General features: G+C 56.1%; 25 protein-coding genes and 2 pseudogenes. 23 read left to right on the top strand and 4 right to left on the bottom strand.

Annotation, left to right across the window (positions count from 1 at the left end; genetic code table 11):
• Positions 1-120: 120 nt before the first annotated feature.
• From C449_RS13330 to C449_RS13350, 4 genes are all read left to right on the top strand, one after another.
• A complete protein-coding gene (locus tag C449_RS13330) occupies positions 121-852 on the top strand; it encodes a hypothetical protein (RefSeq protein WP_006078558.1) in 732 nt (243 codons plus the stop codon).
• A gap of 88 nt (positions 853-940) precedes the next feature.
• Entirely contained in the window at positions 941-1,840 is a 900-nt protein-coding gene (locus tag C449_RS13335; protein WP_006078559.1) for a hypothetical protein, read from the top strand.
• 130 nt (positions 1,841-1,970) lie between these two features.
• Positions 1,971-3,083 carry a helix-hairpin-helix domain-containing protein gene (locus C449_RS13340; RefSeq protein ID WP_049914216.1) on the top strand — a complete coding sequence of 371 codons (1,113 nt, stop codon included), beginning with the start codon at positions 1,971-1,973 and terminating at the stop codon, positions 3,081-3,083.
• 352 nt (positions 3,084-3,435) lie between these two features.
• Positions 3,436-4,131 carry a ParB/RepB/Spo0J family partition protein gene (locus C449_RS13350; protein WP_006078562.1) on the top strand — a complete coding sequence of 232 codons (696 nt, stop codon included), beginning with the start codon at positions 3,436-3,438 and terminating at the stop codon, positions 4,129-4,131.
• Between the two features lie 42 nt (positions 4,132-4,173).
• Here the strand turns inward: C449_RS13350 and C449_RS18700 are convergent.
• Both C449_RS18700 and C449_RS17885 read right to left on the bottom strand, forming a co-directional pair.
• Positions 4,174-4,377, bottom strand: a pseudogene (locus C449_RS18700) (IS1595 family transposase); the annotation flags it as partial.
• Positions 4,370-4,459, bottom strand: a pseudogene (locus C449_RS17885) (IS6 family transposase); the annotation flags it as partial. The pseudogenes C449_RS17885 and C449_RS18700, both read right to left, overlap by 8 nt.
• A 445-nt stretch (positions 4,460-4,904) precedes the next feature.
• Here C449_RS17885 and C449_RS13355 point away from each other — a divergent pair.
• The 9 genes from C449_RS13355 (at position 4,905) to C449_RS13395 (ending at position 10,180) form a co-directional block, all read left to right on the top strand.
• Positions 4,905-5,747 (top strand): ParA family protein, encoded by an 843-nt coding sequence (locus tag C449_RS13355; RefSeq protein WP_006078563.1) that lies wholly within the window; start codon positions 4,905-4,907, stop codon positions 5,745-5,747.
• Entirely contained in the window at positions 5,734-6,234 is a 501-nt protein-coding gene (locus C449_RS13360) for a hypothetical protein (RefSeq protein WP_152415723.1), read from the top strand. Before C449_RS13355 ends, C449_RS13360 begins: the two co-directional genes overlap by 14 nt.
• Before the next feature lie 145 nt (positions 6,235-6,379).
• Complete coding sequence (locus C449_RS13365; RefSeq protein ID WP_006078565.1) at positions 6,380-6,790, top strand: pro-sigmaK processing inhibitor BofA family protein; 411 nt, start codon at positions 6,380-6,382, stop codon at positions 6,788-6,790.
• Between the two features lie 63 nt (positions 6,791-6,853).
• Entirely contained in the window at positions 6,854-7,021 is a 168-nt protein-coding gene (locus C449_RS13370) for a hypothetical protein (RefSeq protein ID WP_006078566.1), read from the top strand.
• Positions 7,022-7,122: 101 nt separating this feature from the next.
• A complete protein-coding gene (locus C449_RS13375; protein ID WP_049914253.1) occupies positions 7,123-7,413 on the top strand; it encodes a PadR family transcriptional regulator in 291 nt (96 codons plus the stop codon).
• 117 nt (positions 7,414-7,530) lie between these two features.
• On the top strand, positions 7,531-8,034 hold the full coding sequence (locus tag C449_RS13380; protein WP_006078568.1) for a TRAM domain-containing protein: 504 nt from the start codon (positions 7,531-7,533) through the stop codon (positions 8,032-8,034).
• Between the two features lie 99 nt (positions 8,035-8,133).
• Entirely contained in the window at positions 8,134-8,448 is a 315-nt protein-coding gene (locus C449_RS13385; protein ID WP_049914219.1) for a non-histone chromosomal MC1 family protein, read from the top strand.
• Positions 8,449-8,498: 50 nt separating this feature from the next.
• A complete protein-coding gene (locus C449_RS13390; protein WP_006078570.1) occupies positions 8,499-8,738 on the top strand; it encodes a hypothetical protein in 240 nt (79 codons plus the stop codon).
• Between the two features lie 446 nt (positions 8,739-9,184).
• Positions 9,185-10,180, top strand: coding sequence for a hypothetical protein (locus C449_RS13395; RefSeq protein WP_006078571.1), 996 nt, complete (start codon positions 9,185-9,187; stop codon positions 10,178-10,180).
• Between the two features lie 232 nt (positions 10,181-10,412).
• On the opposite strand, the gene C449_RS18130 is transcribed toward C449_RS13395, so the two are convergent.
• Positions 10,413-10,655 carry a hypothetical protein gene (locus tag C449_RS18130; RefSeq protein WP_161606457.1) on the bottom strand — a complete coding sequence of 81 codons (243 nt, stop codon included), beginning with the start codon at positions 10,653-10,655 and terminating at the stop codon, positions 10,413-10,415.
• A gap of 196 nt (positions 10,656-10,851) precedes the next feature.
• On the opposite strand from C449_RS18130, the gene C449_RS18380 reads away from it, so the two are divergent.
• The 3 genes from C449_RS18380 to C449_RS13410 all read left to right on the top strand — a co-directional run bounded on the left by C449_RS18380 (position 10,852) and on the right by C449_RS13410 (position 15,725).
• On the top strand, positions 10,852-11,010 hold the full coding sequence (locus C449_RS18380) for a DUF7563 family protein (protein WP_006078573.1): 159 nt from the start codon (positions 10,852-10,854) through the stop codon (positions 11,008-11,010).
• Positions 11,011-11,249: 239 nt separating this feature from the next.
• Complete coding sequence (locus tag C449_RS19065; RefSeq protein ID WP_006078574.1) at positions 11,250-11,444, top strand: hypothetical protein; 195 nt, start codon at positions 11,250-11,252, stop codon at positions 11,442-11,444.
• A 6-nt stretch (positions 11,445-11,450) separates the two neighbouring features.
• Entirely contained in the window at positions 11,451-15,725 is a 4,275-nt protein-coding gene (locus tag C449_RS13410; protein ID WP_006078575.1) for an Eco57I restriction-modification methylase domain-containing protein, read from the top strand.
• Between the two features lie 204 nt (positions 15,726-15,929).
• Here the strand turns inward: C449_RS13410 and C449_RS13415 are convergent, their stop codons facing one another.
• Positions 15,930-16,850, bottom strand: coding sequence for a DUF6414 family protein (locus C449_RS13415; protein WP_006078576.1), 921 nt, complete (start codon positions 16,848-16,850; stop codon positions 15,930-15,932).
• 810 nt (positions 16,851-17,660) lie between these two features.
• Between C449_RS13415 and C449_RS17890 the strand changes: the two genes are divergently transcribed.
• From C449_RS17890 to C449_RS13450, 7 genes are all read left to right on the top strand, one after another.
• Entirely contained in the window at positions 17,661-18,404 is a 744-nt protein-coding gene (locus tag C449_RS17890; protein WP_152415724.1) for a hypothetical protein, read from the top strand.
• A 513-nt stretch (positions 18,405-18,917) separates the two neighbouring features.
• Positions 18,918-20,744 (top strand): hypothetical protein, encoded by a 1,827-nt coding sequence (locus C449_RS17895; protein ID WP_152415725.1) that lies wholly within the window; start codon positions 18,918-18,920, stop codon positions 20,742-20,744.
• A 229-nt stretch (positions 20,745-20,973) separates the two neighbouring features.
• Positions 20,974-21,660 carry a recombinase family protein gene (locus C449_RS13430; protein ID WP_006078579.1) on the top strand — a complete coding sequence of 229 codons (687 nt, stop codon included), beginning with the start codon at positions 20,974-20,976 and terminating at the stop codon, positions 21,658-21,660.
• A gap of 325 nt (positions 21,661-21,985) precedes the next feature.
• On the top strand, positions 21,986-22,744 hold the full coding sequence (locus tag C449_RS13435; RefSeq protein ID WP_006078580.1) for a QueT transporter family protein: 759 nt from the start codon (positions 21,986-21,988) through the stop codon (positions 22,742-22,744).
• 46 nt (positions 22,745-22,790) lie between these two features.
• A complete protein-coding gene (locus tag C449_RS13440; RefSeq protein ID WP_006078581.1) occupies positions 22,791-24,767 on the top strand; it encodes an ABC transporter ATP-binding protein in 1,977 nt (658 codons plus the stop codon).
• Entirely contained in the window at positions 24,764-25,549 is a 786-nt protein-coding gene (locus tag C449_RS13445; protein ID WP_049914223.1) for an energy-coupling factor transporter transmembrane component T family protein, read from the top strand. The genes C449_RS13440 and C449_RS13445 overlap by 4 nt, the downstream gene beginning before the upstream one ends.
• A gap of 89 nt (positions 25,550-25,638) precedes the next feature.
• Positions 25,639-26,883, top strand: a complete 1,245-nt coding sequence (locus C449_RS13450; protein ID WP_006078583.1) for an adenosylhomocysteinase — start codon at positions 25,639-25,641, stop codon at positions 26,881-26,883.
• Positions 26,884-26,994: the final 111 nt, after the last annotated feature.

Here is a 26,994-nt window from a genome sequence, read left to right on the forward strand (position 1 = left end):
AAATACCGTTCCGACATATTTATCCGTGCCCGACCGTTTATTGGTAATACGGGGAAGCGTCCCGGAGAACACCTATGGGACGGATTCAACGCGATACGATCGGTCAGGAGGCTCGATAGTATGCCCACGAAACCACGGCTCCCCGATGGTTTCGACCTGCCGACGGCGGTCAACGGGTGGATTCACGACCCGGATGATCGCACGAACGGCCACTGCTGGCAGTACGAGCAGGGCGAGCGACCGCTCGCGATTCGGGTATTCGAGTCGCTCGGGAACAGCTACGCAGCAGTCACCGACGACCGCACGAGCGGGTTAGAAAGCAAAGAGCGAATCGTCGACCTCGATCATGACGATCGCGGGGATCTATCCCACGAGGAGGCCATCGTGACGGCGATTGAGGCCGCGATCGAGTGGATGAACAACTACAGTGAGGGCGAGTGGTCGCACCCACGAATCCACGAGGCGGCGTTTCAGCCGCCAGTTGGCTACGAGCTCGCCAGCTACCGGATCAACAGCCGAACGACCACAATCCTGTATCACCAAACCGACGCTCGCGAAGTCGATCGGCTCGCCGGTGGCAACTTCCCCGACGAGATGAGTGCCGACTCGTGCCCGTATCTGAAAGTCGAGACGTGGGCCGGGAGCGGGAACTCGACGGTCGCACTCGCCCCTTCGAAGGGTGCTCACGACAATGAGCAGCAGGAGATCGCCGATCCGCCCGAGGAGTGCGGTATCGAGGTTGCACTCACTACCGCCCGCGAGTTCGCTCGCTCGTTCATCGACGGCGACGACCCGGTTCCCGCCGATCCCACCGGGCAAACCAGTCTCGGTCGGTTTGCCAGCCAGGGATAGCGCCGGAAACGGGTCGTAGTTGAGACGAAGACTTTATCCGTATCCGACCGTATATTGGTAATACGGGGAAGCGCCCCGGTGAACACCTATGGCAACGACACAAACCACCTCGGAGCGTGCGAGCTCGCAAGAGAGTGCGAGTGACGAGGACAGCACCGAGACAATCGAGGTCCCCGAACGGTACGCTCGTGAGATCGACGCCCGCGAGCGCTTGCACAAGGCGTGTCCCGTGGACGTGTATGTAGCCGGGATCAATCCCCGGTATTCGTGGCCGAACCGACTCGTCGCAGCGAATGAAGCCCGCCCGAGCGTGGCCGACAGCGCCGACTCAGTAATCGTTGATTCCGTGGTCAACGATCCCTACTACGCCGTCGAGGACGTGCTCGACGCGGCTCACAAACTCGACGCCGAGTACGTGGTCGGCAAGGATTGGCCGCCCGAATCGGACCCCGCAGGCGAGGGTATCCACGCAGCGGATGCCTACGAGTGGTTCCTCGGCGAATACACGAGTCACGAGTGCGAGGCCGACGTGATCGTGCCGATCGCACCGCCGTTCGACTCGGGGAGTCTGAATTGTCTCTCGAAAGTGGACCACTTCGCGCTCGGCGGGATGCGTGACATGAGCGGCGAGCAGCAGGTTACTCACATTCGGGACTTTCGCAGGGTCGCAGGCTACGACGTCGACGTTCACGGCCTGGGTGTCGGGACGTCCGCCGAGCTCATCGGAGCGATCCGCGAGTCCGTCGAGGACGATCCTGAGAAGCCACTGCTCGACAGTTTCGATATTTCGACGCCGGAGAACGCCGTCAGCAAGGGCAAAATCCCGGATAAGTCGTGGCAGCAACACCGCGTATCGTTCCCCACGGGTGAGGATTCGACGACCATGCGCGCGGGGTTCGCCGAGTCGATCGCGCGGATGCTTGAGTACGAGCTCTCGCCGGGTTGTGACGACGAAATACTAAAGCAGGCGGGCTTCGCGACGTTCTGACAGGCGAATGTCGATCCCCTGACCGGATCGACGGCAAGGGTAGGCCGACAGTTTTTTACCGGATTCCCCCGTATATTGGTAGCGTAGTCGATTCAGGTGAACACCTATGGTACAATCAGGAATCCAGACCATGAGCACAGAACCAGAGCAGCAGGAGCAAGAACCGCTACCGATCCAGCACGTTCAGACCGTTGAGGTCCGGCAGAAAACGGGAACGGACGAATACCGAGCCACCATCACGGAGGCGGTGAAAGCCGCCGGACTCGACGAGGGTGCAACGTTCCAGTTCAAGCCTCACGAGATCGAGGAGCTCGGCGTGATCCCGGCACTCGGGGCGGCGGCAGACGAGGACGCCCCGCGTGACCGGTACACTCGAACGGCGACGACCGACGGAAAAGCCTCAATTCGGATCGCACTGCCGAAGGAGGTGGTCGAAGCGCTTGAATCCCATACCGAGGGCGAGCACGACGAGGAGCATCCGCTGGTAATCGACGTGTTTGCGGGCGAGCGGATGATCGCTCTCGCCCCCGCCGGGGGGTTCGACGTTCCGATCGAGGCGCTACCCGAGGACCCCGATCGTGTCGTTGACGACAGTCGCGACGTCCTTCGGCTTACACCCGTCCAGACGGCCCGACCGCGTGTGAGGGGATCGGATGAAGACGGGCAGAGTCGTATGACCGTGCTGACGGCGACGACGGCGATTCGGGCAGCCGGACTCGCCTCGGAGGTTGACGACCCACACTCAGTGAGCTACCACCCCGAGGCCGCCGAGTCACTCGGGGGACTCATCCCAGCAGTCGGCTATCGGCGACAAGCCGGTGCCGCGGATCCTGAGTATGCGGTCTATCGCGAACATGGACGTGGGGATGATGTACCGTATGAGGGGTATTCGGTGACTCTTCCCGCTGAAATGGTTGAGGCTCTTGGTATCTCGGTCGATGAGCTTGAGGGGCTCAGTCGACGCGAGCGGCCTGAGATCACCGTCTATGCAGCGGAGGGGATGCTCGGGTTCAAGACGCCGATCGTCCGCAAAATTCCGGTTGAGCGCGACCGAACGAGCGAGCTCACCGACGTTGCTGGGATCGGCGAGGCTGTCGCCGATCGGCTTCGTGAGCGCGGCTACAGCTCACCCGAGGACCTGGTAGGAATCACTCGCGAGGAGTTGCTCGAGATCGAGGGCCTGTCATCGACTCGTGTCGATAGAGTTCTCGACGACCTCAGTGCGCGCTCAGGAGAATCATGATGTCCTCGCAGAACGGATCAGCACCGCCGAAACCGGAGTCGGTCGAAGAAATCGTCCGTGGGTACGCACCGCCCGGCCAGCCGTGGCCGACACTTCCGGCCTTTCACTCCGAGTCAGGGTGGTCGTTCAGTACGGTTCACCGGCGCACCTGTCCGAGTCGGGAGGGGGAGACCCAACTTTGCCCGAGCACTGGTGAGGAGGTTCCCCTCACGGAGCCGCACATCTGTATCACAGCCCGTCGCGACGAGTGGCCTGATTCACCAAGCTCGACAGCGGAGTTCAAACAGTTCGTCTTTCGGACGCGAGACGAGCTCAGGCAGTGGTTCGAGGAAGACGCCGAGGGCACGTAACGATGGCAAAAGACCCGTTCTACTACCAACTCGACGCGGATTTCAGAGGTACGTACGTTCGCGTTCCCACTTCGGAGCACACCTATGAAGGGTGGGCGCGCGAGTGGCATTACGATCAACACGCGATCCTGCTGTACGACGCAGTTCGCGACGACGGGGAGAAAGTCGGCCCGGTCACGATCAACGAACCCGAGACGGTCGAGCGGATTGAGTCAGGCGGCCCCATCCGAGAGATCGCCGTTGATGCGATCGCCCCCTCACCGTACAACGCTCGCGAATACGACAACCCGGATCACCAGCAGTTCGTGAAGCAGACGCGCGAGCGCGGCCACCTGTTGACGTTTCCAGCAGTGCGACCGCTTTCGGAGGACGAGTACGAGACGGTCGGCGGTCACAAGCGGATGGAAGCCGCCCGTCGCGCCGAGCTCGACGAGATTGCCGTGCGCGTGCTGGACCTCGACAGATGGGAAGCAGCCCGGAAGTTCGTCGACGAGCATATCCCGATCGAGGGTGGCGACGAGCGCGGAATGTACGGCCAAGAGGAGATCGACCACGCGATTGCCCGCCTTCGTGAAGCGTGGTCCGACGAGCGGCTTCGGAGGCTCACGCCGCTCACCCCGTACTTGGAGGAGAAACTCGCGTCGACGCGCTCGGAAGCGCTGCGTCAGGGCTACCTTGCAGGTCACGAGGCCGATTGAGACGTTGCTTGGACGGTCGGCTGTATTGATGTACGCTCATCTCTATGAGTCGTCACCCAGCAGCATTTTGAACCAGTCCTCGGCAGCGTTCAGCTGAAGGCCGAGGAAGTCAAGATGGCCCTGAAGATGGTGTTTTGAAACCCCTCGAAACTTCCCGAGCTATTGCCCCACGAAGCCGTGGCGGTTCTCGCACGTGTTCACGTGCGCGTCGCCGATCACGTACGTCTCGGGGTGATTGACGGCCAGGGGTGTTCGGGGTGCGCTCGTTCTCCCAAACCTCATCACAATCCACGGTTAACGTCTCTTCGAACAGGTTTCCGAGTTTCATGGACAGAGCTCGCTACGACCTGCTCGTTTCTCAAACCACCTCAACAGTGCCTGTTGGGCGGGCTGTTCGCGACGATCGCGCTTGTGTTGATCCTGATAGGCGTGAGTCCCACGTCGTCGCGGATCTATCTGGCTCTAGGGCTCATCGCACTCGCGATCAGCGGCTACTTCCAGCTCACTCATCCCGTTCACTAAGAGTCGCCTAATCGGGTGATAATCCGGGTTATGGCAGCCGCATAGCAGCTTTTCTTTCGAGCAGTGTTGAGGGCCGAAGACAGAGGAGGAGTACCGATACCTGCGACACCATCTGTAGATGCTACACCTGCTGTAGATGCTTCCCTGTCTGTAGAGGTGAGAGCAGCTATACAACCCAAAAACTATAACGGATGCGAGAGATGCTGTACCCGTGCCCTGATCCACCGGGGTAACGGAGAATAATGACACCTATGGAAAACGGAGAATCGCGGGCAATCGCGATCGCGAACAATAAGGGCGGTGTCGGAAAGACGTCAATCTCGATCAACCTCGCCGATCGGCTCGCGAAGCGAGGACACGACGTACTCGTAATCGACACCGACCCCTCCGGTAATCTAACCGAGGGAGTCGGGCTCAAGGACGCTTTTCAGAATGGGACTCATTTCGGGCAATTCCTCGATGACGACGAGGACGAAGACGTAGGGTTCAGCGATATAATCGTGCCCGGAGAGGAAACCGGACTCCCGTTTGACGTAATGCCTTCACACGAGGATTTAGCTCACTACCAGACCCGGATCGACAGCAAGCGAATGTCGATGACCTGGATGGACGAGCAAATCGTTCAGCCGCTACTTGAGCAGGTGTACGATTTCATCGTGATCGACACCGAGGCATCCCCGGATTCACTGTGGATGGATTCGGCGATCTACGCTGCCGGAAACGTGATCGTGCCGCTCGACGACGGTGGAGAAAGTGTGAGCGGCTTCGAGATGCTGCGGGACCGGCAGATTGATCCGATTCGGAAGCACCGAGACGTCGATATTCTCGCCCTAGTCCCCAACGAGACGTCGAACAACAACGAACTACGAGAACTCATCGAGATCTTAGAGGAGCAGTACCCGGAATACACGCCCTCCTTTGCCCGTATAGAGCGGTTCGATGATAGTGTCGGCCCCGGCATTCGTGATCGCATCCAGATCAAACGAGCGTGGAAAGACGGGATTCCACTCTCAGAGTACGAGCCCGACCACGAGATGATCGAGCGGTTCGACGTTCTCGCCGATATTGCCGAGCGGGGTGGTGTCGATGGGTAACAGTCGAATTGACGAGCTCAACGAACTCGATAATAAGGGTGACGAGGGATCGGCGTCGGAGCCAGAACCGGAACCGGAACCGGACGAATCCGAGGAGCAGGATGCAGCGCCAGAGACGGAAGTGGAACCCGACGAGCAACCATCCGAAGACGCGGACTCAGAGCCCATGAGCACATCTACCGAAGACGAAAGTAACGACGAGGCTGAGAGCGAATCCACCCCGGTCGAGGAAAGCAAACCAGCGTATTCCGGCGATGATTTTGATCGGGAAACCTTGTATTGTCTTCAAGAGACGTCTGAGCGGTACAAGGACGCGATGGATCGGTACGACGTGCTCGTGATGCGCAACGAGATCGGGCTTCGCAACGTCACTCAGCGCGAGCGTCAAGAAGCCATGATGCGTATGGCGGCGGACCATCCCGAAGTGATTGCTGAATACATCGTTGAGATGCGTGGACTCGACGTCGACGTGCCAGATAGCCCGTAGTTCTCACTTTTCGGTTGTTGGAGATGGTTGACGCGAGCTGCTTGGAGCAATAGGTAGGAACGGGAGAGTCAGAAGGGGCGCTAATATATCATAACTGTGACGAGATTCCGATAGACTTACGCCCTGTATTTCTGACGGGTTTCGCATGGTCGACGGCTTCACACTCGGAGTGCTCGCGATCGCGGTCGTTGCCCTGGTTTTCGCGCGGCAGATACTCGGGTCGCTCAAAATGCTTGCAGCGAACGCGGTCGGCGGCGTTCTCACGATCATGGTCGCCAGTTGGTTCGGCTTTGGTGTTGCGCTCACCCCCACGACGCTGCTGATTACCGCCCTCGCAGGCGTTCCCGGCGCGATACTGGTTCTGTTGCTCGCCTACGGCGGGGTCGCGTTCGTCCCGCCGGGTGCCGGAGAAGCAGGGAGTATCCTCGTCGATCAAGCGGCTCAGAATCTCGATCGGCTTCTCAGTGCGTTCGGTGAGGTCGTCGACTTTGTGGACGAGAGTAGTAGCAGTAACGGGACCGCTGTTCCGACGACCGAAGGGCCATCGCCCGGATAATTCCCGGCGAGACGGCCAATAGAGCCGTTGATTATAAGTGGCTGACCGGAGTCGCTGTTTTCGATGGCAGATTTGATCGTTCAAGCCGCCGTGAAGGAGGAACTCGGGGAACTGAACGTCGCGTCGGACCTCTACGATGCGCTCGATGACGAGGTGAGTGAACTGCTGGAGGACGCGAGTCGACGCGCCGAAGAGAACGATCGAAAGACCGTCCAACCCCGCGATCTGTAGCGGCGACTCTTTTCGGTTTCACCACCGCCATGAGCGGTGTGACATAGTAGATATGGCCGACAGTATTATGATGTTATTGTCTCACCTATCAAACGGCCATGATGGAAGATCTGACCGCATTCCAGCGGGATTTACTGTACGTGACAGCAGGATTGGAAAACGAATCGGCTCCGCATGGACTCGCGATCAAAGAAAGGATGGACCAGGACTATTCGGGAGAGATCAACCACGGACGGCTCTACCCGAACCTCGATGAACTCGTCGAGAAGGGACTCCTCGAAAAAGGAACCATCGACAACCGAACGAACTCTTACAGCGTCACTAATCGCGGCCGTCGTGAGGTACAAGCGCGTCGTGAATGGGAAAACCAGCACGTTTCTGTCGAGGAGTGAGTCTTTCGATGCTCCCTGCTCCAGTCTGGCGATCGCGATCCACACTTTTGGCTGGGCTCTACAGAGAGTTCCAGTGCAACAGCAATTTCGTATTGCCCGCCGTAAAGGCGTAGTGTAATGGTTGAGATTCCCGACCAGCTGTCGTGTCTGTTCAGTGCGTCAGTCGACCAGTCTGGTGACTCCTACAGGATCGAGATTCCCCGGTCCGAACTCGATCAGGGAATAATCACCCCTGGCGAAACCTACCGCGTAGCGATCGTCTCGAGTACTCCTCAATCTGACGATGGTGTGACTCGACGGCAACCGGATACTACTTCGTCGTCAGAGTCGGGTTCGAGTGACTCCAGCCAACAGTCACCACCGGTCGAACCGGGCGACATCCGCGAGGTGACGATCGACTCACTTGGTGATCAAGGCGACGGAATCGCGAAAATCGACCGAGGGTATGTCGTGATCGTGCCTGGGACGCGCCCGGACGATGAGGTGACCATCGAGATCGAACAGGCCAAGGAAAACGTGGCGTTCGCGCGGGTTCGCGACGAGATGTCGGGTACCGCTGACTCCGGAACGGACGATTTCGACGATTCGTTCGCCGAAGAGACACTCGGCGAACCCGAGTGAAATCTTTGACGTTCGACCACTCCACTGAGGAAACCCCATTACTGCAGGGGATACTCTTATCCTACTCTCGTTGATGGATACGCTTGGAGGGGCCAAACCATGGCAAGAGAGGTGGATGACGAGCGGAACTTCGCACTGCGCGAGGAGAGTGGTGAGGAAACCAGCGTGTTCACGGGGAAAATGCCTCACCAAGCAGCGTTGAAGGCTGCCCGAAAACTCGACCCCAGCGAAAGCGAGGACGCAGCACCCAGAGAGGAGTTCCGCCTCCGCGAACGGGGGACGCACAAACTTCACATCTACGAGGGGTGGGCGTGGCGTGAGGACGCTCCCAACGACGGTCCAGAGTGGATGCCCGAAACGATCACAGAAGCGAACGTCTCGAAACAACGAATCGAACACCTCGAAGAACTGTAGCAGCACCGCTGTCTGACACAGATTCATAGTCGTCGAGTCAAACCCCGTGTATGGACCGAGAACGGCGGCTCCCGCCGTTCGCTGACGATGCCCTCACTGTCCTGACTGAGGCGGTCGGCGACAGAGACAGCGAGAGTGATGGCCTCCCGAAAGACGAGGCCAAAGCACTGCTTGCCGACGACGACCGATTTAGCGAGTCCGATGCCGCCCACGCGCTCGACATGCTTGACAATCGTGGTCGTATCTACTACGTCGATGATCGCGTTCGGATTACGCCGACTGAGAAGTAACTCGAAAGGGACATCGCCCGCGGCTTCGTCCGTCGGTTTCACTTTCACTGCTGTAGGGAAGTCCCTATAACAGTCGGATGGATACTCGGGAGTGAGGGCGGAACGGCCCGACCTCACCAGAGCGCGTCACACGCTCTTTCCCCGCTATGATACAGACAGTAAGACAAATCCTCTCGCAGTCGACGCAAATCTCTCTCATCGAATGCCGTGACTGCGGCGCGAGCGTCAAGCCCGACACTGAATCCTGTCCGAATTGCGAATCGAGCGAGATTGCTCACTATACCATCGGTCCAGGAGACTGATCGACTGGCTCACTCGCCAGTACTGTGGTGCTCTTCACATCGACGAGTCGCCAAGAGCAGAACACACCACAACGACGGGATTGTCACTCAAACTCCGGTGTGTGGCCCACGGTTGTTTTCAGGTAGGCTCTCCGAGGAGATGGTATGGCGATTCCGTTCGATGCGACGTGGGGAACGCTCTGCGAGCGCTGTGAGGACCTTCCCGACGATGCGACGCTCATCACGCCGTTGGCGTCGAGGCGCTTTCAGATCACCGACGTCCAAGAGCCACGGATCATCATCGAGGACGTCGATTCGGGTGACTCACAACCGTTGGATCGCGAGCAGTTCGAAGCGCTCGCCGAGCACACCCACGAGGCACTGAATGGCTACGAGCTCGACCGACTCCCACCGAAGGCCGAACCCTACGCGGCGGTGCTCGCACTCCACCCACGGTACGTGCTCGACGAGCGCGAAGGGACGCTGACCGAACTGGATGAGGTCGACGAGAGCGCGGTGCTAGACGACGCGCCGCACCTCTCGATGAGTGAGGAGAGCGAGTCCGAAGAGCGCGAGGAGCCGGATATCGACGTCTATGCGGACATGCTGTTGTTGATCGACGCGCTCGAACGCGAGGACCTCACGGCTCTCGACGCGGTAGAGACACCGGCGCTGGTGAACCTATACACGCTGCTGTCGGATGTACAGCGCAACGCAAACGACCTCCGGCAGGACGTGACCGACATACTACTCACCCGCGTCCAACACGACCGACCAGCACATGGCCAGTACGGCTCGGTCCAGCGGACGACGCGCCAGAATCGCTCGCTGAAAGACGACGAGAAAGTGCTCGAAGCGTTCGAGGGAACGGGGATCGATCGCGAACAGTTGGTAGGTGTCGATCGTGGGAAGGTCGACGAAGCGCTGGAAGTGGTTTCTGTGCCGGAGTCGGCCGTGTACGACGTCTCTGAAAGTGAGTACGTCCGGAAGGCCGACGTCGACGAAGAACGCAAGGAGACGCGGTTGCAGGGGCTGAAAGACCGGCTGGCGGTAAGTGACGATCCCGAGGCGGAGGTACTGCGCCAGGAGATCGACCGGCTAGAACAGGAGATCGAGGATCTGACGGAGTTCTCGCCAGGGAGTGCGTTTGGTGAGAGCTGACAGAAGCTGATTTGCTGGCCACCAGTATGGGATGAGAGCAATGAGTATGACCGCTATCTTGAAACAGGGATGCCGATTCGGGTGGCACGATTACGAGCCAGAGGGGACCACGACAGAGGACCGATTCGGAATCACACCCCGGGAACAACCGCCTCAGATGGTCTGGGTGTGTACTCGGTGTGGGGATGAGAAGTGGCTTGAGCCGGGTGTCTGGCCGAGTTGATCCATTCACTCAGACGGAGAAGTGCGACTGCTTCTCCACAAAGTATATACCGTTTATGGCCATTGTATTGAAATATCGGTGTGTGATATGGGAGTACTCACCAACCGGAAGCAGGAACGAGACGGCGATGCGCGGTACGTCTGCCGTGGGTGTGACGAAGCGTACGGGCTTGAACACTACATCTGTCCAGAATGCGGTGGGTATAGCGTTGAGCGATCGGAAGCCGGTCGATCGGTCGATTCCGCCGGCCACTCGCACTCGGGAACGTTGGGAGGTCGGGTAGTGGTAGAGCTCAAGCGACGGTTCACAATGGATCAACAATTCACCGAGAGCAACACTGCGAAAGTACAGAAATAAGGCAGTACGTTCGAGACGCGGGCTAATCGCTTATCGGATTAGTCTCCTGAAAGTCGGTGGCTATATCGGAGTGCTGTGAGAGCGATCGGATATGCCTGAGTGTGAGAACTGCGGGAGTTTCGTGACCGAGCAGTACGTGCGGGTTTTTGCTCCGTCCGAGATGACGACTGTGCGCGTGTGTCCAGAGTGTCCGGACATGATCCGTGAGAAGGGTGGCGTTCGAGAGGCGAAGTCCCAACGGAACAACTGACGAGTATCGCTGAGAGGATGTTCCCAACGGTTGAATCGGTGTGCAGAGACTGCCGGATACTGGAGTGACCTTCTGGTGCCCCTGTTCAGCATATCAAGTTCGGGGGTTCTGGACCGGGGGTCAGGAAGGAGTACCTTCTGGACACTTCTTTTCGCTCCTCTCGCGGCGTCCATCAGAGAGTCCACCAGCTAGTCTAAGTAAAGACTATGTGTGGTGGCTATGTTTCATCACTAACTCATATGGCACAGAAGACGATCGGACGCAATACTGGCAACTCTGGTCGGGTCAACGTCTCTGGGAACGAACTCGATCAGCTCGGCCTCGCAATCGGCAGTGCAGTCGACGTCGACGTAGCCGAGTCGAAGGATATTGCGCAAGCGCTTATCGATAGCAAAGACGCGGAACGATTCCTCATCGTCACCCCTACTAAATAACCACGAATGCAGGACACAACCGAATTCCGGACGAACCGCGATCTGTTCTCGAATCACTACCTCGACGAACATCTCCCCGATACGGACGCTTGGGAGTCGGTCGACCCTACCGAACTCCAAGAAGCGTATGACGATATCGTCGATCTTTGGAAGCACGAGCGCGATCTCGTTGCCGATCGGAATGAATCCCAACTCGAAGAGAAGTTCATCCGGCCGATGTTCCGGAAGTTGGGTGTCCCATTTGAGGTCGAAGAGAGCGTCGAGCAGGGCCAACGCCGACCTGACTACGGGTTCTTCGAGTCGGACGAGGGAGCACGAAATGCGTTCACGCGTCGCCGCGACGGTGGCGATTTCTACAAGAATGCGGTCGCGGTTGCGGATGCCAAACGCTGGGGCCGGAAGCTCGATACACGGGGCGAGCAGCAGCGCGATTTCGAGAACCCGAGTTACCAGATCCACGTCTATCTCCAAGAGACCCCAACGACGTGGGCAGTCCTCACGAACGGCGAATACTGGCGGCTCTATTACGGTCCGACTAGCCATCGGCTCGATTCGTACTACGAGATCCATCTCCCGACGGTGCTCGAATCAGGCGATCTAGAGACGTTCAAGTACTTCTACCTGTTCTTCCAACATGAGGCATTCCTTCCGGACACGAGTGGTGACTGCTTCCTCGACGATGTTTACAGCGAGAGCAACGTCTTCGCCGAGGAGTTGGGTGAGGATCTCCAAGACAACATCTACGACGCGATCCAATCGCTCGCAGAAGGGTTTCTCACCTATCCTGACAACGATCTCGGAGCTGACGATCTAGATCTCATCCACGATAGTTCGCTGATTTACCTCTACCGGCTCATCTTCGTTTTGTACGCCGAGAGCGAGGGCCGAGACCTTCTCAACACGGACAACGAGATCTACGAGCAGTCCTACAGCCTGAACACGATCAAACAGGAGATCGCCGAGGAACTCGACAGCGACAGTCCGAGTTATCAGAACTGGCAGGACAACCTCTGGGACCGGATCGATGAACTGTTCCAGCTCATTGATCAGGGCAGTGCGTCGCGGAACATCCCAGAAGAGGACCTCCATATCCCGGCCTACAACGGTGGACTATTCCGAACGAGTCCCGACTCGGACGACAGCCCCGAGGCGCGGTTTCTGGCCACGCATACGGTGGGTGACGAGCATCTCGCGCGAGTCATCGAGTTGCTGACGCGGAGCCAAACCGGTAGTAGTGAGAAGATTTTCGTGGACTACTCCTCGCTTGACGTGCGTCACCTCGGAAGCGTCTACGAGGGACTCCTCGAATACCAACTGAACGTCGCGGACGAGCCGCTCACGCTCGACGATGGCGAGTACGTACTCGCTGATGAGGGAGATGAGGTTGTCGTCGTTCCCGATGAAGTCTACCTCACGACGGATTCGGGCGAGCGTAAGGCCACTGGTTCGTACTACACGCCAGAGTACGTGGTTGAGTATATCGTTGAGAACACGTTGGAGCCGCTGGTCGAGGACATCCGAGAGGATCTGATCGGGTACGACTCTTACGAGAACGAGAGCGGGTTCGCCGAGGAATTCGCCGAACGGATCTTCGAGCTGAAAATCCTCGACCCGGCGATGGGAAGTGGGCACTTCCTGACGAACGCGATCGATTACCTCGCCCGGGAGATCATCGACGCCCAGGAACGACAGGCCGAACAGCAGGGTGTCGAGACGGTCGGTCAGGGGCAGGACATCAACTGGGCGCGACGGCAGGTCGCCCAGCACTGCATCTACGGTGTAGACCTGAACCCGCTGGCGGTGGAGTTGGCGAAGGTTTCGCTGTGGCTCCGGACGCTGGCTGCCGAACAGCCGCTTGCGTTTCTTGATCACCATCTAAAAACTGGGAACTCCTTAGTAGGATCCGATATCGAGTCTATCGACGAACTGGAAACGGACGCGAACGGTGGTCCGAACGCCTCACTCGCTGACTTTGGTGCGGTTCGTCGAGGCACCATCGATCACCTGATGGATGTCTACGAGGAGTTTATCGCTATCGAGAACACCGACCTCGCGGACGCAAAGGAGATGGAGCGCAAGTACCGTGAGATCGAGCGGGACGACCTCCGCAACCGGCTCGTGGCGATGGTAAACGTCAAAACGGCTGAACCCTTCGACCTTGATCTCCCCAGTGGGGCCTACGAGCGGATGGCGCGGGCCCTGGATTCGGAGAGCAAGTGGGCCGACGTGGCGGCGACTGATTGGTTTCAAGCGGCGCAGACGACAGCCAAGAAACACAACTTCCTGCACTGGAAACTGGAGTTCCCAGAAGTGTTCTACGAAGTTGACGGCTCCGACCTGGCGAACCCAGGTTTCGACGCGGTGATTGGGAATCCACCGTACGTCCGGATTCAGCGCATCGATGACACAGTCGCGGACTGGCTGTTCGACCAATATCAGACCTGTTCACAGAAAGTCGACCTCTCTGTACCGTTTCTCGAATTGGCCATCGACCTCATCTCAGAAACTGGTATTGCTAGCTACATCTCCACGTCACAGTGGCTTGCCACCGACTACGGGCAGGCAGCTCGTGAATACCTCGGCAAGGGGCATATCAGGCGGATGATCGACCTTGGCACCTTGCCCGTATTTGAGGGAATTTCAACGTATCCTGCTATCTTTTTCCTTGAAGCAACTCCACGCGAGTCGCTGGAATATGCAGAAGTCGTGGACGAGGAGCAACTCAATATGGAGTCACTTCGAGAACTGGATCTCCGCGAATTCGGCTACGATCGATTCGGCTCGGAGTCTTGGGTGCTAGAGGGACTTGACCTTCGGGCGACGCTCGACCGAGTTGACGCGACGGAACCCCTCTCGGAGTGGGGCAACTTCAATATCGGGGCTATCACCGGCATGGACGAGGTATTCGTTGTCACCGATGAAGATGTCAAGAAACACGGGCTGGAGTCCGACCTCATCTACCCGCACGCCCATCGAGGCGAAGAGATCACGAAATACGGCCGCGTCACCCCCGAAAATCGGGTTATCTATCCGTACGAAGCGGGGAATGATGGCGGGGCAACTCTCATTCCAGAGCATCGATTAGAGGCAGAATACCCCAACATTCACACATATCTGCGATCCTACGAGGATGAGCTTCGCGAACGGCGTGACTCGCGGAAGTACTATGCCGATGGTCCCGACTGGTATCAGTTCCTCCGCCAGGGCCGGTACGATTATATCAATGTCAAGAAATTGTTGGCCCGGGGGGTCGCCACAGAGTCCTGTGTCGGTCTTTTAGACGAAGGGAGCATCTTTAGTGGAAACAACTGCCCCGGATTTGTCCCGTCAGATGACATTCCCGGTGACGTAACGTACCTGCTTGGATTACTCAACTCGACACTCATATCGGAATATCTGCAGCAGGTGTGTCCGGCAAAGATGCAGGACTATATCCGGCTTAACGCTGGTGACCTGAATTCGATTCCGATTCACTCCATTACATTCAATACGCCAGCCGACCGCCGTCGAGAGTTGGTTGAGCAGGGTAATTCCCTATTCGAGGCATACATCCTTGGCGACACATCGCTTGATGAATTTAACACGTTCGTTGATACTCAGCTGAAGGAAAGTCGGTCTGATGTCGTCCACGACCTTTTGTCAGGCATCGCTGTGGAGATGGCTGATCTCGTCGCAGAACGGAAGGCGCTCAATCTCGACTTCGCTGACCACCTCGGTACCTACGGAGACGGACCGACCCTCGGCGACCTGTACCAACCACCGGCAGGGCTGGCCGATTCGATACTGACCGACACCGCGGCCGAACGCGAGAACCTCCGGGTCGGGGGGGTCACGGTGGCCGAGGCGGAATCGAAACTCGTCGTACGGGCGACGTCGCGCTACAAACCGGAGAATCCCGAGGAGTGCGAGACCGACCGCTGGGACTACACTGAGACGGATCCCGAACCAGTAATGGAGTTCGTTGGCCTCTCCGATGCAGAGTACGCCCTGATTCGGGCGTTCGTGCCTCACGCCGTTTCCGAGGCGGGGGGCTTCGCAGGCTTTCGGGAGACGGCTACCAAGACCAATTCGCTCGTGGATCGATTGGAGGTGCTGACTCTGCCCGACCTGTCGGATGTCGAGGACGGACTGGAGCGCTACCAGAGGGATAAACAACGCGCCGAAGAGTTCGACAAGAAAATCGAAAAGGCCGACGAGTTGATCGATCAGATCGTCTACCAGCTCTACGGCCTGAATGACGAGGAAATCGAGATCGTCGAGGAAGCAGTGGTGGACGACTGATTTCGAGATCCAAGTCCGCGTCACGTTCGTCGGTGGACCGGGCGAAATAGTGCCGCACATCTGCCTGTGAAAGCCCGCACAGCGCGCTGTGGGCGCAACCAAGAGCGTGAAGGTGGGCTGTGGAGGGAGGGTACGCAGCCGGACTTTGGCCGGGCCCGACGGGAGCGGGAATTCTTCAGCGGTTGCCGTTGGAATGAAGCTGTCTCAATAGATCGCTAACGGCTGTATCTGAACGTCGGGATATGACAGCTCAAACTCTGAACTGCTAATTTCTCTTCCGTCGAGGATGTCGTTTGCCATGTTCGCTACATCTCTCCTTATTTTGAGTTCTTCTGTTTTTCGTTCTCTTGGGTTAGTAGTGTTCTTCTCTGCAAGATCAGCGAAAGGTATTAGTTGAACGTCATCTCCGCGTTCTATCTTTGTACTAATTTTTGCGAGAACAGCGTATGGTTTAGTAGAGCTTGGGAAATCGAGAGGACGGGTTCTAAAATTCTGTTCCGGCAATTCCATGACGAAATCGACATCAGAAGAAGTATTCGTCCGATAGAGGTCATCATGTTCCATAAGTGAACCGAAGAACATCTTAGCGCCTTTACTGGCATGCCCAAGACTTTCGAGTTCGTTTTGCATCTCTTCCAATTCTTCCGAATCTTCTGAATCAAGAATGCCAGACTTGTCAAAATACCCTAGTGCTTCGCTCATACCTCCGACAGTCTGTTCAATATCAAACTCACTTTTAATCTCCTCTATAGGTGTATGGATTAAGGGCGCAGAAATCATGACAGGAGAATTTGTGGTGAGCTCGTCTCGATCTCTGGTGCTAAATCCTTCATCGATTTGCGTGGCACCAGATGCCTCAAGAACCTCCAAAAGAAGGGCGAATTTCGCCATTTCATCCTTCAAGTCATAGACAAATTCTTCCTCTTTACCACGCTCCCAATTTGCAGAAATTGCTGCTTTTAGTTTGGCGAACAGACCAGATGGGTCGGTTGCTTCTCCTCCCACCTCACCACCCATATTCACGTTGCTATTTACTCTCTCAATGGTTTCTTCTAGTTTCCCACCATGATGAGTAATAAGGATCTCATTGACAGCGGTCTCGTCAAGATATATTATTGTGTTCATATTCTGCGATGGTCATTGCTACTTAAGTGACTTTCCTCAGTGGTGCGAAAGTAGAGCCGCAAAAGTAAATCTTCACCCGCCCCACGGGGTTGGACGAACCGAAATCGTCGATCCTCATTTTGCACACCAAACGCCGAATCCTATGTGCAAAATTAGAGCCAAACGAATCCGGACCGACAACGATAACGCATGGCGGAAGGTTCTCGCCGCCGACGTCGGCGTAGTGGTCGTCGTGATTGATGTCAAAGAGTACGTAGAAGGCCTCCCGATTGGGCAGCGTCGACATACTCGTCCCAGCCAAGACGTCACAGTCGGCGAATTATTCGAGGATCGCACCGCGCTGGCTCTGTGCGTCGATGGTTTGCTTCGTCGTTGTGCTGCGGATGTAGGCAGCGTAGCAGGTCATTTTCGGGTCAGTCTTGGCTACCAAGCGTGATGGAATGAGCAAGTAGGGATTCTTTACAGTCTGTAGAGAAGCAGGTGTTTCTCTACAGGGCGAGATAAGCGGCACTATATAGTACTACTTCGACGGTTGGGAATGGCTGCCGTTTCAAGCTGATTCACGATCGGTGCCGTAACGGTCACAAGCCCGATTCTCGGACAGTTCCAGCGTGATCAAAGTCGAAGTGTCTTCCGCGTGTTTTCCACGGTTGATTGAAGCCACCACCGCTTTCACCCGCAAAATCGCACGACTGCACCAACTTCAAAGCAGACCATGCTACTTATTCAGCGGCAAACGCCGAAGTAGTACTATGTACCTCGGTATTGATGGTAAAGTTGATTATATGCCCATTCTGAGCGGTCGCTAATATGAGCACACGCGATTTTGATGATATCCAATACGACCAATTATTGGAAGAGTACATGAGCTTGTTTGATGATCTTGATTTGAGTCGAAAACCTCATAGAAGATTGGCCGTCTGGATCCTAGATGATTCCTATCGGCGGATACTATTCAAAGCTGGAAGAGAATACCTTGAATTTTCAAGTGTGAAATCTGGAAACAGTATTACGATACTTTGGCGAAAGACGCTTGACAAATTCGAATCGCTTGACACATTTGAAGAACCAAGCGAGATGACGTCAAACATAGAACAGATACATGAGTTCCGTAACCAGATTTCCCATAATACTGACTACGATCCCCCGCAATCAAATCTTGAAGCAATTCGGACACAGACAGCTGATTGGTTGGATTGGATACTCTCTCATGCACACCAGTATCATTCTAATCGTGAAGAAATGACACCTCGGGAGCTTATGATTATCATGGCTAAACGTAGTCTTGATAGAATTCTGGTAGAGACAGAGGACTCTGACTTTGATGGTGAGTTCGGCGGTTGGTCAAGAAGGATTTGTGACGATGCAGAAAGACTGAAAGCAGATATAGAGGACTTAGAGGACGAAGGACCAGAGATTTCAGTAGAGTTGGTCGATACACTGGCGGACGCAATTGAACTGGCACAGCATCTTGAACAGAAGAATCGAACTGAAGCAAAGTTTTGGTCCATGATTGACGACCGTATCGACGAAATGAGGCTAGAGGATCGATAACTATCATACCTGTTATGATTCAATACAGGGTCAGGTATCCTGCCGCTTTCTGTGGAATCGTCTCGGTCGTTGCATTGTGCTGTCCGGTAAAGATTTCGCCGGGCAGTACGTTCGACGTTCAAGCGGAAGGGGGCTGAATGGGGATGGGTGCTGCCGGACGCGACTGGATCATCGACGACCGACCCGCTCATGCGGGCAGTGTGGCACCGAGTATCGCTCGCTCTCCCAGCACTGGACCAAAGCCCGTGATTGCGACCACCGACCGCGAAGCGGTGCGACAGGGGTATGTCGCGGACAGGAGGGGGACTGATGAGCAACACAAATAAGCCACTCCCAGCACCGGTCAGTGAATATATGAATGACCGCTATGGCGCGACGACTTGCGAGGTTATGGACGCAGTCACGCGATTCACAATATTCGGGGGAGACGATGGGTATGGAATTCTCGATGATAGGAGAATGACGAGCGTCGAATGGAACGACTGGACTGTTGCAGAGCCGAATCATTAACCTATGAATAAAACCGAAATAATTGACATTTTCGAATCCGAACTTGGCCATGCAGACGGGCGTGTTGAATTGACTCAGCAGATAGGAAATGTGGAACAATCAATCAAAGGGAGATACTGGCGTATAAGCCACGCAGTTAGTGCCCTCAGTGAACTATATCAAAACCTCAATTCCCCCCAACGATCAAGTATTCTTGATGAAAAGAAAGAATTGGAGCAGCTTAGTAAGAGAGAAGAAAACCAGAGGGCAAGACTCCGATCCAAAACTGAGAATGCGATTGGAGGTAAGAGCAGTCAAATTATCCATGCACAATACACTGCGGATTTCATTCGTCGTGCTGTAGCGAGGCGTAACGTACAGGCGCGAGAAATAACCTCTCGACATCTATCATCTGTGATTAGCGATCTTAATGACAATTTATACAATTCAAACTTCGATCCAACCCAAACAAGTGCGATAATTTCTAGCAACAATCGCCAGCGTGTCCGGGATTATGCTGCTGATTTCGCTTGGCACTTGATCTGTAAAGGGTGGAACCAAGATGACATGGATAATCTCGGCAGACGCATGAGGAATACAAGCAAAAACATCTCCGACTATGTTGCAAATTTAGCTACTCAGAGCAGAAACAGATATCGATATCTCATATTCATCCCAAATATAAAATTGGATCCACCAAAACGGCGATTGCTTGACAATGGAAACGCAACTCTTTATCCATCTGACTACTTGCAAATAGACAATTTGTATAAAAATAGCCAACTATCGTCACAGGAACGGGATTCAATATCTGAAATATTGCGCGAGAATTCTTGTATCGGGTTATCAGTAACTGCTTATGCGCGTAGAGAGGCTGCTCAAATCGCAATCAATAGGACCCATGAGGTGTTAGACGTATGTTCTTATGTCCATCAACAATCTGACCTAAGATTGCCTGAATATACAGGACCTTTCAAACGAATCAGGTGGAACTTGAATTCGAAATCTCCACCGCTACGCGAGATGAGTTACAAGAGCAACTATCCCGCAATTCTTGACGAAACACGTGCGACTACTGCTGATCAAGTGTATCAGGTAGCAATCACAAACGGGGAATTACCGGCGCGGCTATCACGAGCACTACGTTTGTTTCGGCGATCAAATCAAAGTGGGCCAACGGTTGCTTCAGTCATTGATCAAGTAGCCTGTTTAGAAACGCTCGTCTCACAGGGAGAAAGCAACCGAAATCACGTTATTGATTCGGCAATTACCTTAGCTGGTATAACCGAAGAGGACCAGCACCGAATCACGTCCAATATTAATATCCTGTATGATAAACGAAATGCAGCGCTTCACTCAGGGGAGACAAAAATAGATACTCCAGAGGTCATTGAGCGGGCACAAAAGTCTCTTCAAAATATTCTTTCTGCGATAATTGGTAGAATTTCTGAATATATAGATCACAACCCCAAATCGGATATGGATAGTTTCCTTGATTACGTGGACAAGGAAATCAAACATCGTTACAAAGTTGTGTCGTGGAAATTATATCGAGATACGTTAGTCATAGACCGAAATTACCGGCTTGAAGGCGAATTTGTAAATGATAGTGGTCAACGTATCGCTGATGTTCAAGGAAGTTTTCGTGTCGAAAATCCTGACCAACACTTCGTGTTTGAGTGTGATTATCGATTGCGTAACCGTAGTTCAAACTCCGTCAGTAGCCGCGAAAGGGTATGGTTGAATGCAAGAGTCAAGGGGAAAGATTTGGTGTTGGGCCCTGTTTCCGGAGCACATTCAATGTTTTCAGAAACCAGCCGTTTCTCTGTTAGAGATTATTCAAAACAATAGCAGTTATCCGTCTTCTCCGCTGAATAGTGGCACGGCGCACGGGTCGTTTTGCTGAGCAGCACATTCGATGCTGTGGACGGTAAAAGACGGACCTACGGAAGCAATATGGGGATCTGATCATCGGTTATCCCAGACTACTGGCATGGCCAGAAACTATATTTTCTGGGCAGACTGCCCAGAAGTGGGGCTGCTTTAAGACAAACGCACCCCAGCCCGAAACTGTCCGCTCATGACCGCCACCACCGCCCTCTACTGTCGCGTCAGCACCACCGACCAGACCCTCGCTCGCCAACGCCAACGCACCAGTGAATACGCGACCGACGCCCTCGGCATCGAACCCGCCGCTATCGAAGTGTATTCCGACAAGCAGACCGGCACCGATACCGACCGCGACGGCTACCGCGAGCTCATGGAAGCCGTCGAAGCCGGCGACGTCGAGCGCGTGATCGCCTCGGAGGTCTCGCGTATCTCTCGGTCGGTGCGGGATTTCGCCGCGACCGTCGATCGCATCGTCGACGAAAACGAGGTCGGATTGCACATTTTGGACATGGGTATCGACCTCGATCCCGACGAGCGTGATCCCTACACGCGCGCGTTCTTGACAGTGGCAGCGACGTTCGCCGAGCTCGAAGCCGAGATCAAACGCGACAACATCACCGAGGGGATCGCTGCGAGCCGTGAGCAGGGCAAGTGGCACGGTCGACCGCCGTTCGGCTTCGATGTGGGACCAGAAGGCTATCTGACGCCGAACGACGACTATGAGACTGCCGTCGTCATCCTCGATGAACTCGATAAGGGTGCGAGCAAGCGCGATCTCGCACGCCGCACCGGTGTTAATCGATCGACTGTTCAGCGTATCGCCAACAATCGAGAGCGATATGTTGGCGAGCCGCCCGAACCTGCTACCTCTGCTTGATTTTCGTTACCGGCTGCTGGCTGTTTAAATCCCAGAGGGTTTGTTGCAGGCTGCAATGAACCACCTCCTTCACTGCAGGGGTAGCACGTAACTTGCTCCCGCCACCCATCGAATTAATGTCAGTTAATTGGATCGTGATCCGGTGCCACAACTCCCCGACCGATATTTTGGCGAGCCAGCATCTCCCTGCGAGATGAATCACAGAGATTCCTCGCGGTGGAGCACACTGGGCCGCGCCACAACAGTCGGTCACATACTCTTAAGTGAGCTATCCGCAATATCGCTAAGTATGCGAGAAGTAGTCACGATGTGGCGGGATACGCGGATGATCATGCTCACCGCCGTGGTTGCTGCGGTGTACGCTGCCGTACTCATCCCGTTCAAGGGACTTACTATCATACCAGGTTTCACGAGCGTTCGGCCGGCAAACGTCTTCCCGGTCATCTTCAGCCTGTTTTTTGGGCCCGCGGCCGCGTGGGGATCGGGCATCGGCAACCTCATCGGCGATATCTTTGGTGGGACGTTCGGTCCAGCAAGCTTCTTCGGATTTATTGGAAACTTCTTTTTCGGCTTTGTCGGATACAAACTGTGGGGCAACCTCGGGCCGCTATCGAGCGGCGAGGAACCTGACTTTCGTTCGAATACGGGCCGGCAACTGCTCGAGTATCTCGTTGTCGCGCTGGTTGCGGCCGCCATCACGGCGGCCATCATTGCGTGGGGGGCGGACCTCCTCGGCCTCGTGCCGTTTCCCGTCCTCGGGGCGACCATCACCGTCAACAACTTCATCGCCGCCGCCATCCTCGGTCCACCACTGCTGTACCTGACATGGCCGCGAGTCAAGGAAATGGGCTTGCTATATCCCGAGGTACTGCGCGACGACGATCTCTCTGACGTTGCTTCCGCGCGTCGCCAGATCGCAGCCTACGGCATTGCCGTCGTCGCTATCGTGTGGGTACTCGTTGGCGTCTTCATTGCTCCACCACAGTCAACATTCCAGAGGGCACTGGGTGCGATCGGGTTTGTCCTTGTCCTTGGGCTCGCGGTTGTTTCCGGAGAGCGACTTTCGGAGTTGGTCGGCTACTGATTCGGGGAATGGAGTTTATCTGTTTCCCGATCGTTGCGAGGAGCAGATGGTCGGCAATACGGAAGACGGCGGGCCGGTGGTCCGGCTCGATGATGTGGTGTTCGCCTATGACCAGAAACTTGATTTATCGAAATACGACTTCGCTATGGGTAACGCGGAGTCCGTTCCTGATCCGGACGCACGCGAGGGACCGGTTCTCCGCGGAGTGGACCTTGAGATTCCTATGGGTGCGTTCACCGTTGTCATGGGTGCAAGCGGTGGGGGGAAGTCCACGCTGTTACGCACGCTCAACGCCATTATTCCTGACTTCATGTCGGGGTCGTTCGCAGGAGATGTGACTGTCCTCGGTAGAGATACGACCGAGGCACGTGTGAGCGAGATGGCCGAAGTCGTTGGGATGGTGCTTCAGGACTACGAGTCGCAACTTTTCGGGACGAACGCCACGGCCGAGGTGGCGTTCGGTCCGGAGAACCTCGCAGTCCCCCCTGATGAAATCAGTGATCGCATCGAGCACGCACTTGAGCTGGTCGGATTGGCGAATCTCGACCGCAGACGATCACCCGACACGCTCTCTGGTGGACAGAAACAGCGCCTTGTCATTGCAGGCGTCGTAGCGAACCAGCCCCGACTGCTCCTTCTCGACGAACCAACGAGTGATCTCGATCCCGCCGGAAGCCGTGATACCCTACAAGTCATCCGCTCGCTCGCTGCGGAGAACGACGGGACGAACGATTGGGCAGGCCCTGAGAACGTCGTTATGGTCTCTCATAACGTTGAAGAAGCGCTCCTGGCTGATCGTATCGTCCTCCTTCGTGACGGACAGGTGTATCGCCATGGTCCTACCAAAGAGGTGTTCACCGACGTGGAGGCACTGCACGCGTCACGCGTCGCCGTTCCACCCGTCGTTGAGACGTTCGATCGTCTGGGGTGGCCAGCGGACGATCTCCCTCTGACCATCGATGATGCAGCTCGCTATGTCGCAAAGTACGATCTCGATTGGATGCCGCCCGGCGTTCAAGATGAGCAGCCGCCGGGGGCACCCGCCGGTACTGGTGAGTCGCCAGGCGATCCGATCTTCGAGTTCGCTGACCTCGTTTACGAGTACGATACTGATCAAGGGACGGTCCGGGCGGTGGATGGTGTCGATCTCACGGTCAGTGAAGGGGAGGCTGTCGCAATTGTCGGTCACAATGGAAGCGGAAAGACGACGCTGGCCAAGCATTTCAACGGGCTACTCGCACCTGATGCGGGGAGTGCGACGTGGCGCGGTCGCGATGTAGCGTCCCTTCCTATGGCGGAAGTCGGTCGCTCGATCGGCTACGTGTTCCAAAATCCTGATCACCAGATATTTGCAGACACCGTTCGAGAGGAGGTGACGTTCGGTCCGGAGAACTTCGGCCTCGAAGGTGAAGAGCTGGAACAGCGTGTCACGACGGCGATCGAAACAGTCGAACTCGACGGACTGGAAGAAGCAGACCCGTTTACCCTCTCGAAGGGACAGCGTCAGCGGGTCGCGTTGGCGAGCATCCTTGCCACGGAGCCTGACGTTATCGTCTTCGACGAACCCACGACCGGACTGGACGCCACTCAGCAGCGCCAATTCATGGATCTCGTTGCCCGCTTGAACCGCGAGGAGGGGATGACCGTCGTGATGGTAACTCACAACATGAACACGGTTGTCCGATACGCGTCCCGTACGGTGGTGATGGACGACGGCCGAAAGGTGGCGGATCGTCCGACAAGGGAACTGTTCGCCGATGAGGGCGCGTTGGAACAGTGGCAGCTCAAACCACCCCAGCCGGTGGCACTCTCGAACCGACTGGCGGCTGACGCGGGGACCGACGGCGCGCTCCCAGCACTCTCAGTGGATGAGGTGGTTTCTGGATTGGGTGGTGATGGTGTGTTCGATAATACAGACGCGAGGGCAACAACGAACGAAGGCGAGAGCGGGAGCGGTGAGAAAGAAGAGTCTCCGGCGACCAGCGGTACTGATCCCATGTCGGACGGAAGTGATGACCGATGAGCAGGTCGCCATCACTGTACGTCGACCGAAATACCGTCTTGCATCGATTGACGGCACGATCGAAACTGGTGCTGTTGTTGGGCGTATTCACGACCGCGTACGTGTTTGGTCATCCAGCAGCGGTGTTCGTTCCGCTGGCGGCGTCGTTTATTGCACTCATCTACGCTGGAGGGTGGCGTAATTTCAAACGCCTTGCGTATATCATCGCCGCGCTGTTCCTCGTTGGATTCGTCGTCTGGCCGGCGTTCACCGCATCTGGCGGCCCGACGTTGCTTCACACCCCGGTGGTGACCGTCACCCGCCGCGAATTCCTCTTCGCACTGGGACGCTCAGAGCGTATCGCTGCGTTCATCGTCGGCGGTCTGCTATTCGTGACGACTACATCGAACGAAGAGATCGTGGCCGGTCTCCGGTCGCTCGGACTGCCCTACGCGTTTTGCTTCGCGGTTGGGACAGCGTTACGACTGTTCCCGACGTTTCTCGGCGCAACCGGCACTGTCCAACAGGCCCAGGCTGCACGTGGGCATGAAGTGAGTGGCGGTAATCCGATTTCACGACTCCGAGGCTACATCCCACTCCTCATTCCGGTGTTCATGACTGCCATCCGTAACGTCCAGACGCAGGCGATGGCCTTGGAAGCGCGTGGGTTCGACACCCGGCGGGATCGGACGTTCTACAACAAACGGTCGTTCGCACCAGCTGATTGGGCCGTCGTCGTTATCAGTCTCGTCCTGATTGTTGGGTCTGTCTGGCTCTCACTGGCCGGGTTCGGTGGGATTTGAGGAAAGCGAACGAATTTCGCGAAGGATCACCGCGACCCGCATTCCGGTCACGGTAAGTCTTTATCATGAAAGGACTGCATCGATAGGATATGGTTTCCAATGACACGGACCCATTGGCGTGGACCCGAGACTACACCCCGATACTCCAATCGCTTGCAGCGGAATACAGCGAATCGAAGCCACTTGAGGGTGATACCGTTGCGCTCGCATCACACTTGGAGACGAAGACTGGTGTCCTCGTAGAGACGCTTCGTGCCGCCGGAGCGCGCGTCCTCGTTACTGGCAGCGAACCGTTCAGTACCAAAGAGGCGGTCGTCGAGGCTCTCCAAGAGCTCGACGGGATCGAGACGTTCATTGAGGCGGGAATGAGCGATGAGGAATGGGAGGCTGGCCAGCACGACCTGCTGGAGGAAGAACCAGACTTCATTCTTGATGACGGCTGTGAACTCATCGCCAAAGTCCACGCTGACCACCCCGACATTGCTGAGGGGGTCATCGGTGGTGGCGAGCAGACCACCGCTGGAATCACGCGCGTGGAGGCGATGGAGGAACAGGACGTGCTCCAGTTCCCGGTGTACGGTGTCAATGATACACCGATGAAACATTACTTCGACAACGTCCATGGCACCGGTGAATCCTCACTAGCGAATGTAATGACCACAACCAACACCATGCTCTCGGGCAAGACGGTTGTCGTGGCTGGCTACGGCTACTGCGGACGCGGGATCGCACGAAAAGCTCGGGGAATGGGCGCGTGGACGATCGTCACCGAGGTTGACCCACGTAAGGCGCTGGAGGCGGTCATGGACGGCCACCGTGTGATGACTATGGGTGAGGCTGCTTCCCTCGCGGACTACGTCATCACCTCAACGGGCAATCGCGAAGTCGTGCGCAAAGAGCACCTCGACCAGCTCCAAGACGGTGTTATTCTCGCCAATGCCGGTCATTTTGACGTCGAACTCTCGCTAGAAGACCTCAAGGCGGAGTCTAATGATGTAACTCAGCCAAAAGAGGGGATCACGCGCTATCATTTGTCGGATGGACGTCGGGTGAACGTGCTTGCTCGTGGCCGTCTCGTGAATCTTACTGGGCCCCACAGTCAGGGTCACCCTGCGGAAGTGATGGATACGACCTTCGCGATGATGTTTGCTGCTGCCCACGATATGCTCACTCAGGATCCAGACCTCACGCCTGGACTGTATGCGATTCCGGATCACCTCGATCGCGAGGTGGCCAGCCGCAAACTGGAGACGCTTGGTATTGCTATCGACAGTCTGACGGAGAATCAACGCGAGTACTACGAGGAGTGGGAGCACCCAGACAGTAGCTTCTGAGCACACCTCGTAGTCCTATTCCACTTTGCCTCCGACAGAGTAGTGAATTGCACTCCTTTATTGTCAAAATGTATATTTGCGTTTGCTCCAGTAGTGCCAGTTCGCGTGTAC

Source organism: Halococcus saccharolyticus DSM 5350, from assembly GCF_000336915.1.
Taxonomy (GTDB): Archaea; Halobacteriota; Halobacteria; order Halobacteriales; family Halococcaceae; genus Halococcus; species Halococcus saccharolyticus.

Coding starts and splice junctions, on each gene's coding strand:
- C449_RS13330 (WP_006078558.1), top strand. CDS start 121: ATGCCCACGAAACCACGGCTCCCCGATGGTTTCGACCTGCCGACGGCG.
- C449_RS13335 (WP_006078559.1), top strand. CDS start 941: ATGGCAACGACACAAACCACCTCGGAGCGTGCGAGCTCGCAAGAGAGT.
- C449_RS13340 (WP_049914216.1), top strand. CDS start 1,971: ATGAGCACAGAACCAGAGCAGCAGGAGCAAGAACCGCTACCGATCCAG.
- C449_RS13350 (WP_006078562.1), top strand. CDS start 3,436: ATGGCAAAAGACCCGTTCTACTACCAACTCGACGCGGATTTCAGAGGT.
- C449_RS13355 (WP_006078563.1), top strand. CDS start 4,905: ATGGAAAACGGAGAATCGCGGGCAATCGCGATCGCGAACAATAAGGGC.
- C449_RS13365 (WP_006078565.1), top strand. CDS start 6,380: ATGGTCGACGGCTTCACACTCGGAGTGCTCGCGATCGCGGTCGTTGCC.
- C449_RS13370 (WP_006078566.1), top strand. CDS start 6,854: ATGGCAGATTTGATCGTTCAAGCCGCCGTGAAGGAGGAACTCGGGGAA.
- C449_RS13375 (WP_049914253.1), top strand. CDS start 7,123: ATGGAAGATCTGACCGCATTCCAGCGGGATTTACTGTACGTGACAGCA.
- C449_RS13380 (WP_006078568.1), top strand. CDS start 7,531: ATGGTTGAGATTCCCGACCAGCTGTCGTGTCTGTTCAGTGCGTCAGTC.
- C449_RS13385 (WP_049914219.1), top strand. CDS start 8,134: ATGGCAAGAGAGGTGGATGACGAGCGGAACTTCGCACTGCGCGAGGAG.
- C449_RS13390 (WP_006078570.1), top strand. CDS start 8,499: ATGGACCGAGAACGGCGGCTCCCGCCGTTCGCTGACGATGCCCTCACT.
- C449_RS13395 (WP_006078571.1), top strand. CDS start 9,185: ATGGCGATTCCGTTCGATGCGACGTGGGGAACGCTCTGCGAGCGCTGT.
- C449_RS18380 (WP_006078573.1), top strand. CDS start 10,852: ATGCCTGAGTGTGAGAACTGCGGGAGTTTCGTGACCGAGCAGTACGTG.
- C449_RS19065 (WP_006078574.1), top strand. CDS start 11,250: ATGGCACAGAAGACGATCGGACGCAATACTGGCAACTCTGGTCGGGTC.
- C449_RS13410 (WP_006078575.1), top strand. CDS start 11,451: ATGCAGGACACAACCGAATTCCGGACGAACCGCGATCTGTTCTCGAAT.
- C449_RS13415 (WP_006078576.1), bottom strand. CDS start 16,850: ATGAACACAATAATATATCTTGACGAGACCGCTGTCAATGAGATCCTT.
- C449_RS17890 (WP_152415724.1), top strand. CDS start 17,661: ATGAGCACACGCGATTTTGATGATATCCAATACGACCAATTATTGGAA.
- C449_RS17895 (WP_152415725.1), top strand. CDS start 18,918: ATGAATAAAACCGAAATAATTGACATTTTCGAATCCGAACTTGGCCAT.
- C449_RS13430 (WP_006078579.1), top strand. CDS start 20,974: ATGACCGCCACCACCGCCCTCTACTGTCGCGTCAGCACCACCGACCAG.
- C449_RS13435 (WP_006078580.1), top strand. CDS start 21,986: ATGATCATGCTCACCGCCGTGGTTGCTGCGGTGTACGCTGCCGTACTC.
- C449_RS13440 (WP_006078581.1), top strand. CDS start 22,791: ATGGTCGGCAATACGGAAGACGGCGGGCCGGTGGTCCGGCTCGATGAT.
- C449_RS13445 (WP_049914223.1), top strand. CDS start 24,764: ATGAGCAGGTCGCCATCACTGTACGTCGACCGAAATACCGTCTTGCAT.
- C449_RS13450 (WP_006078583.1), top strand. CDS start 25,639: ATGGTTTCCAATGACACGGACCCATTGGCGTGGACCCGAGACTACACC.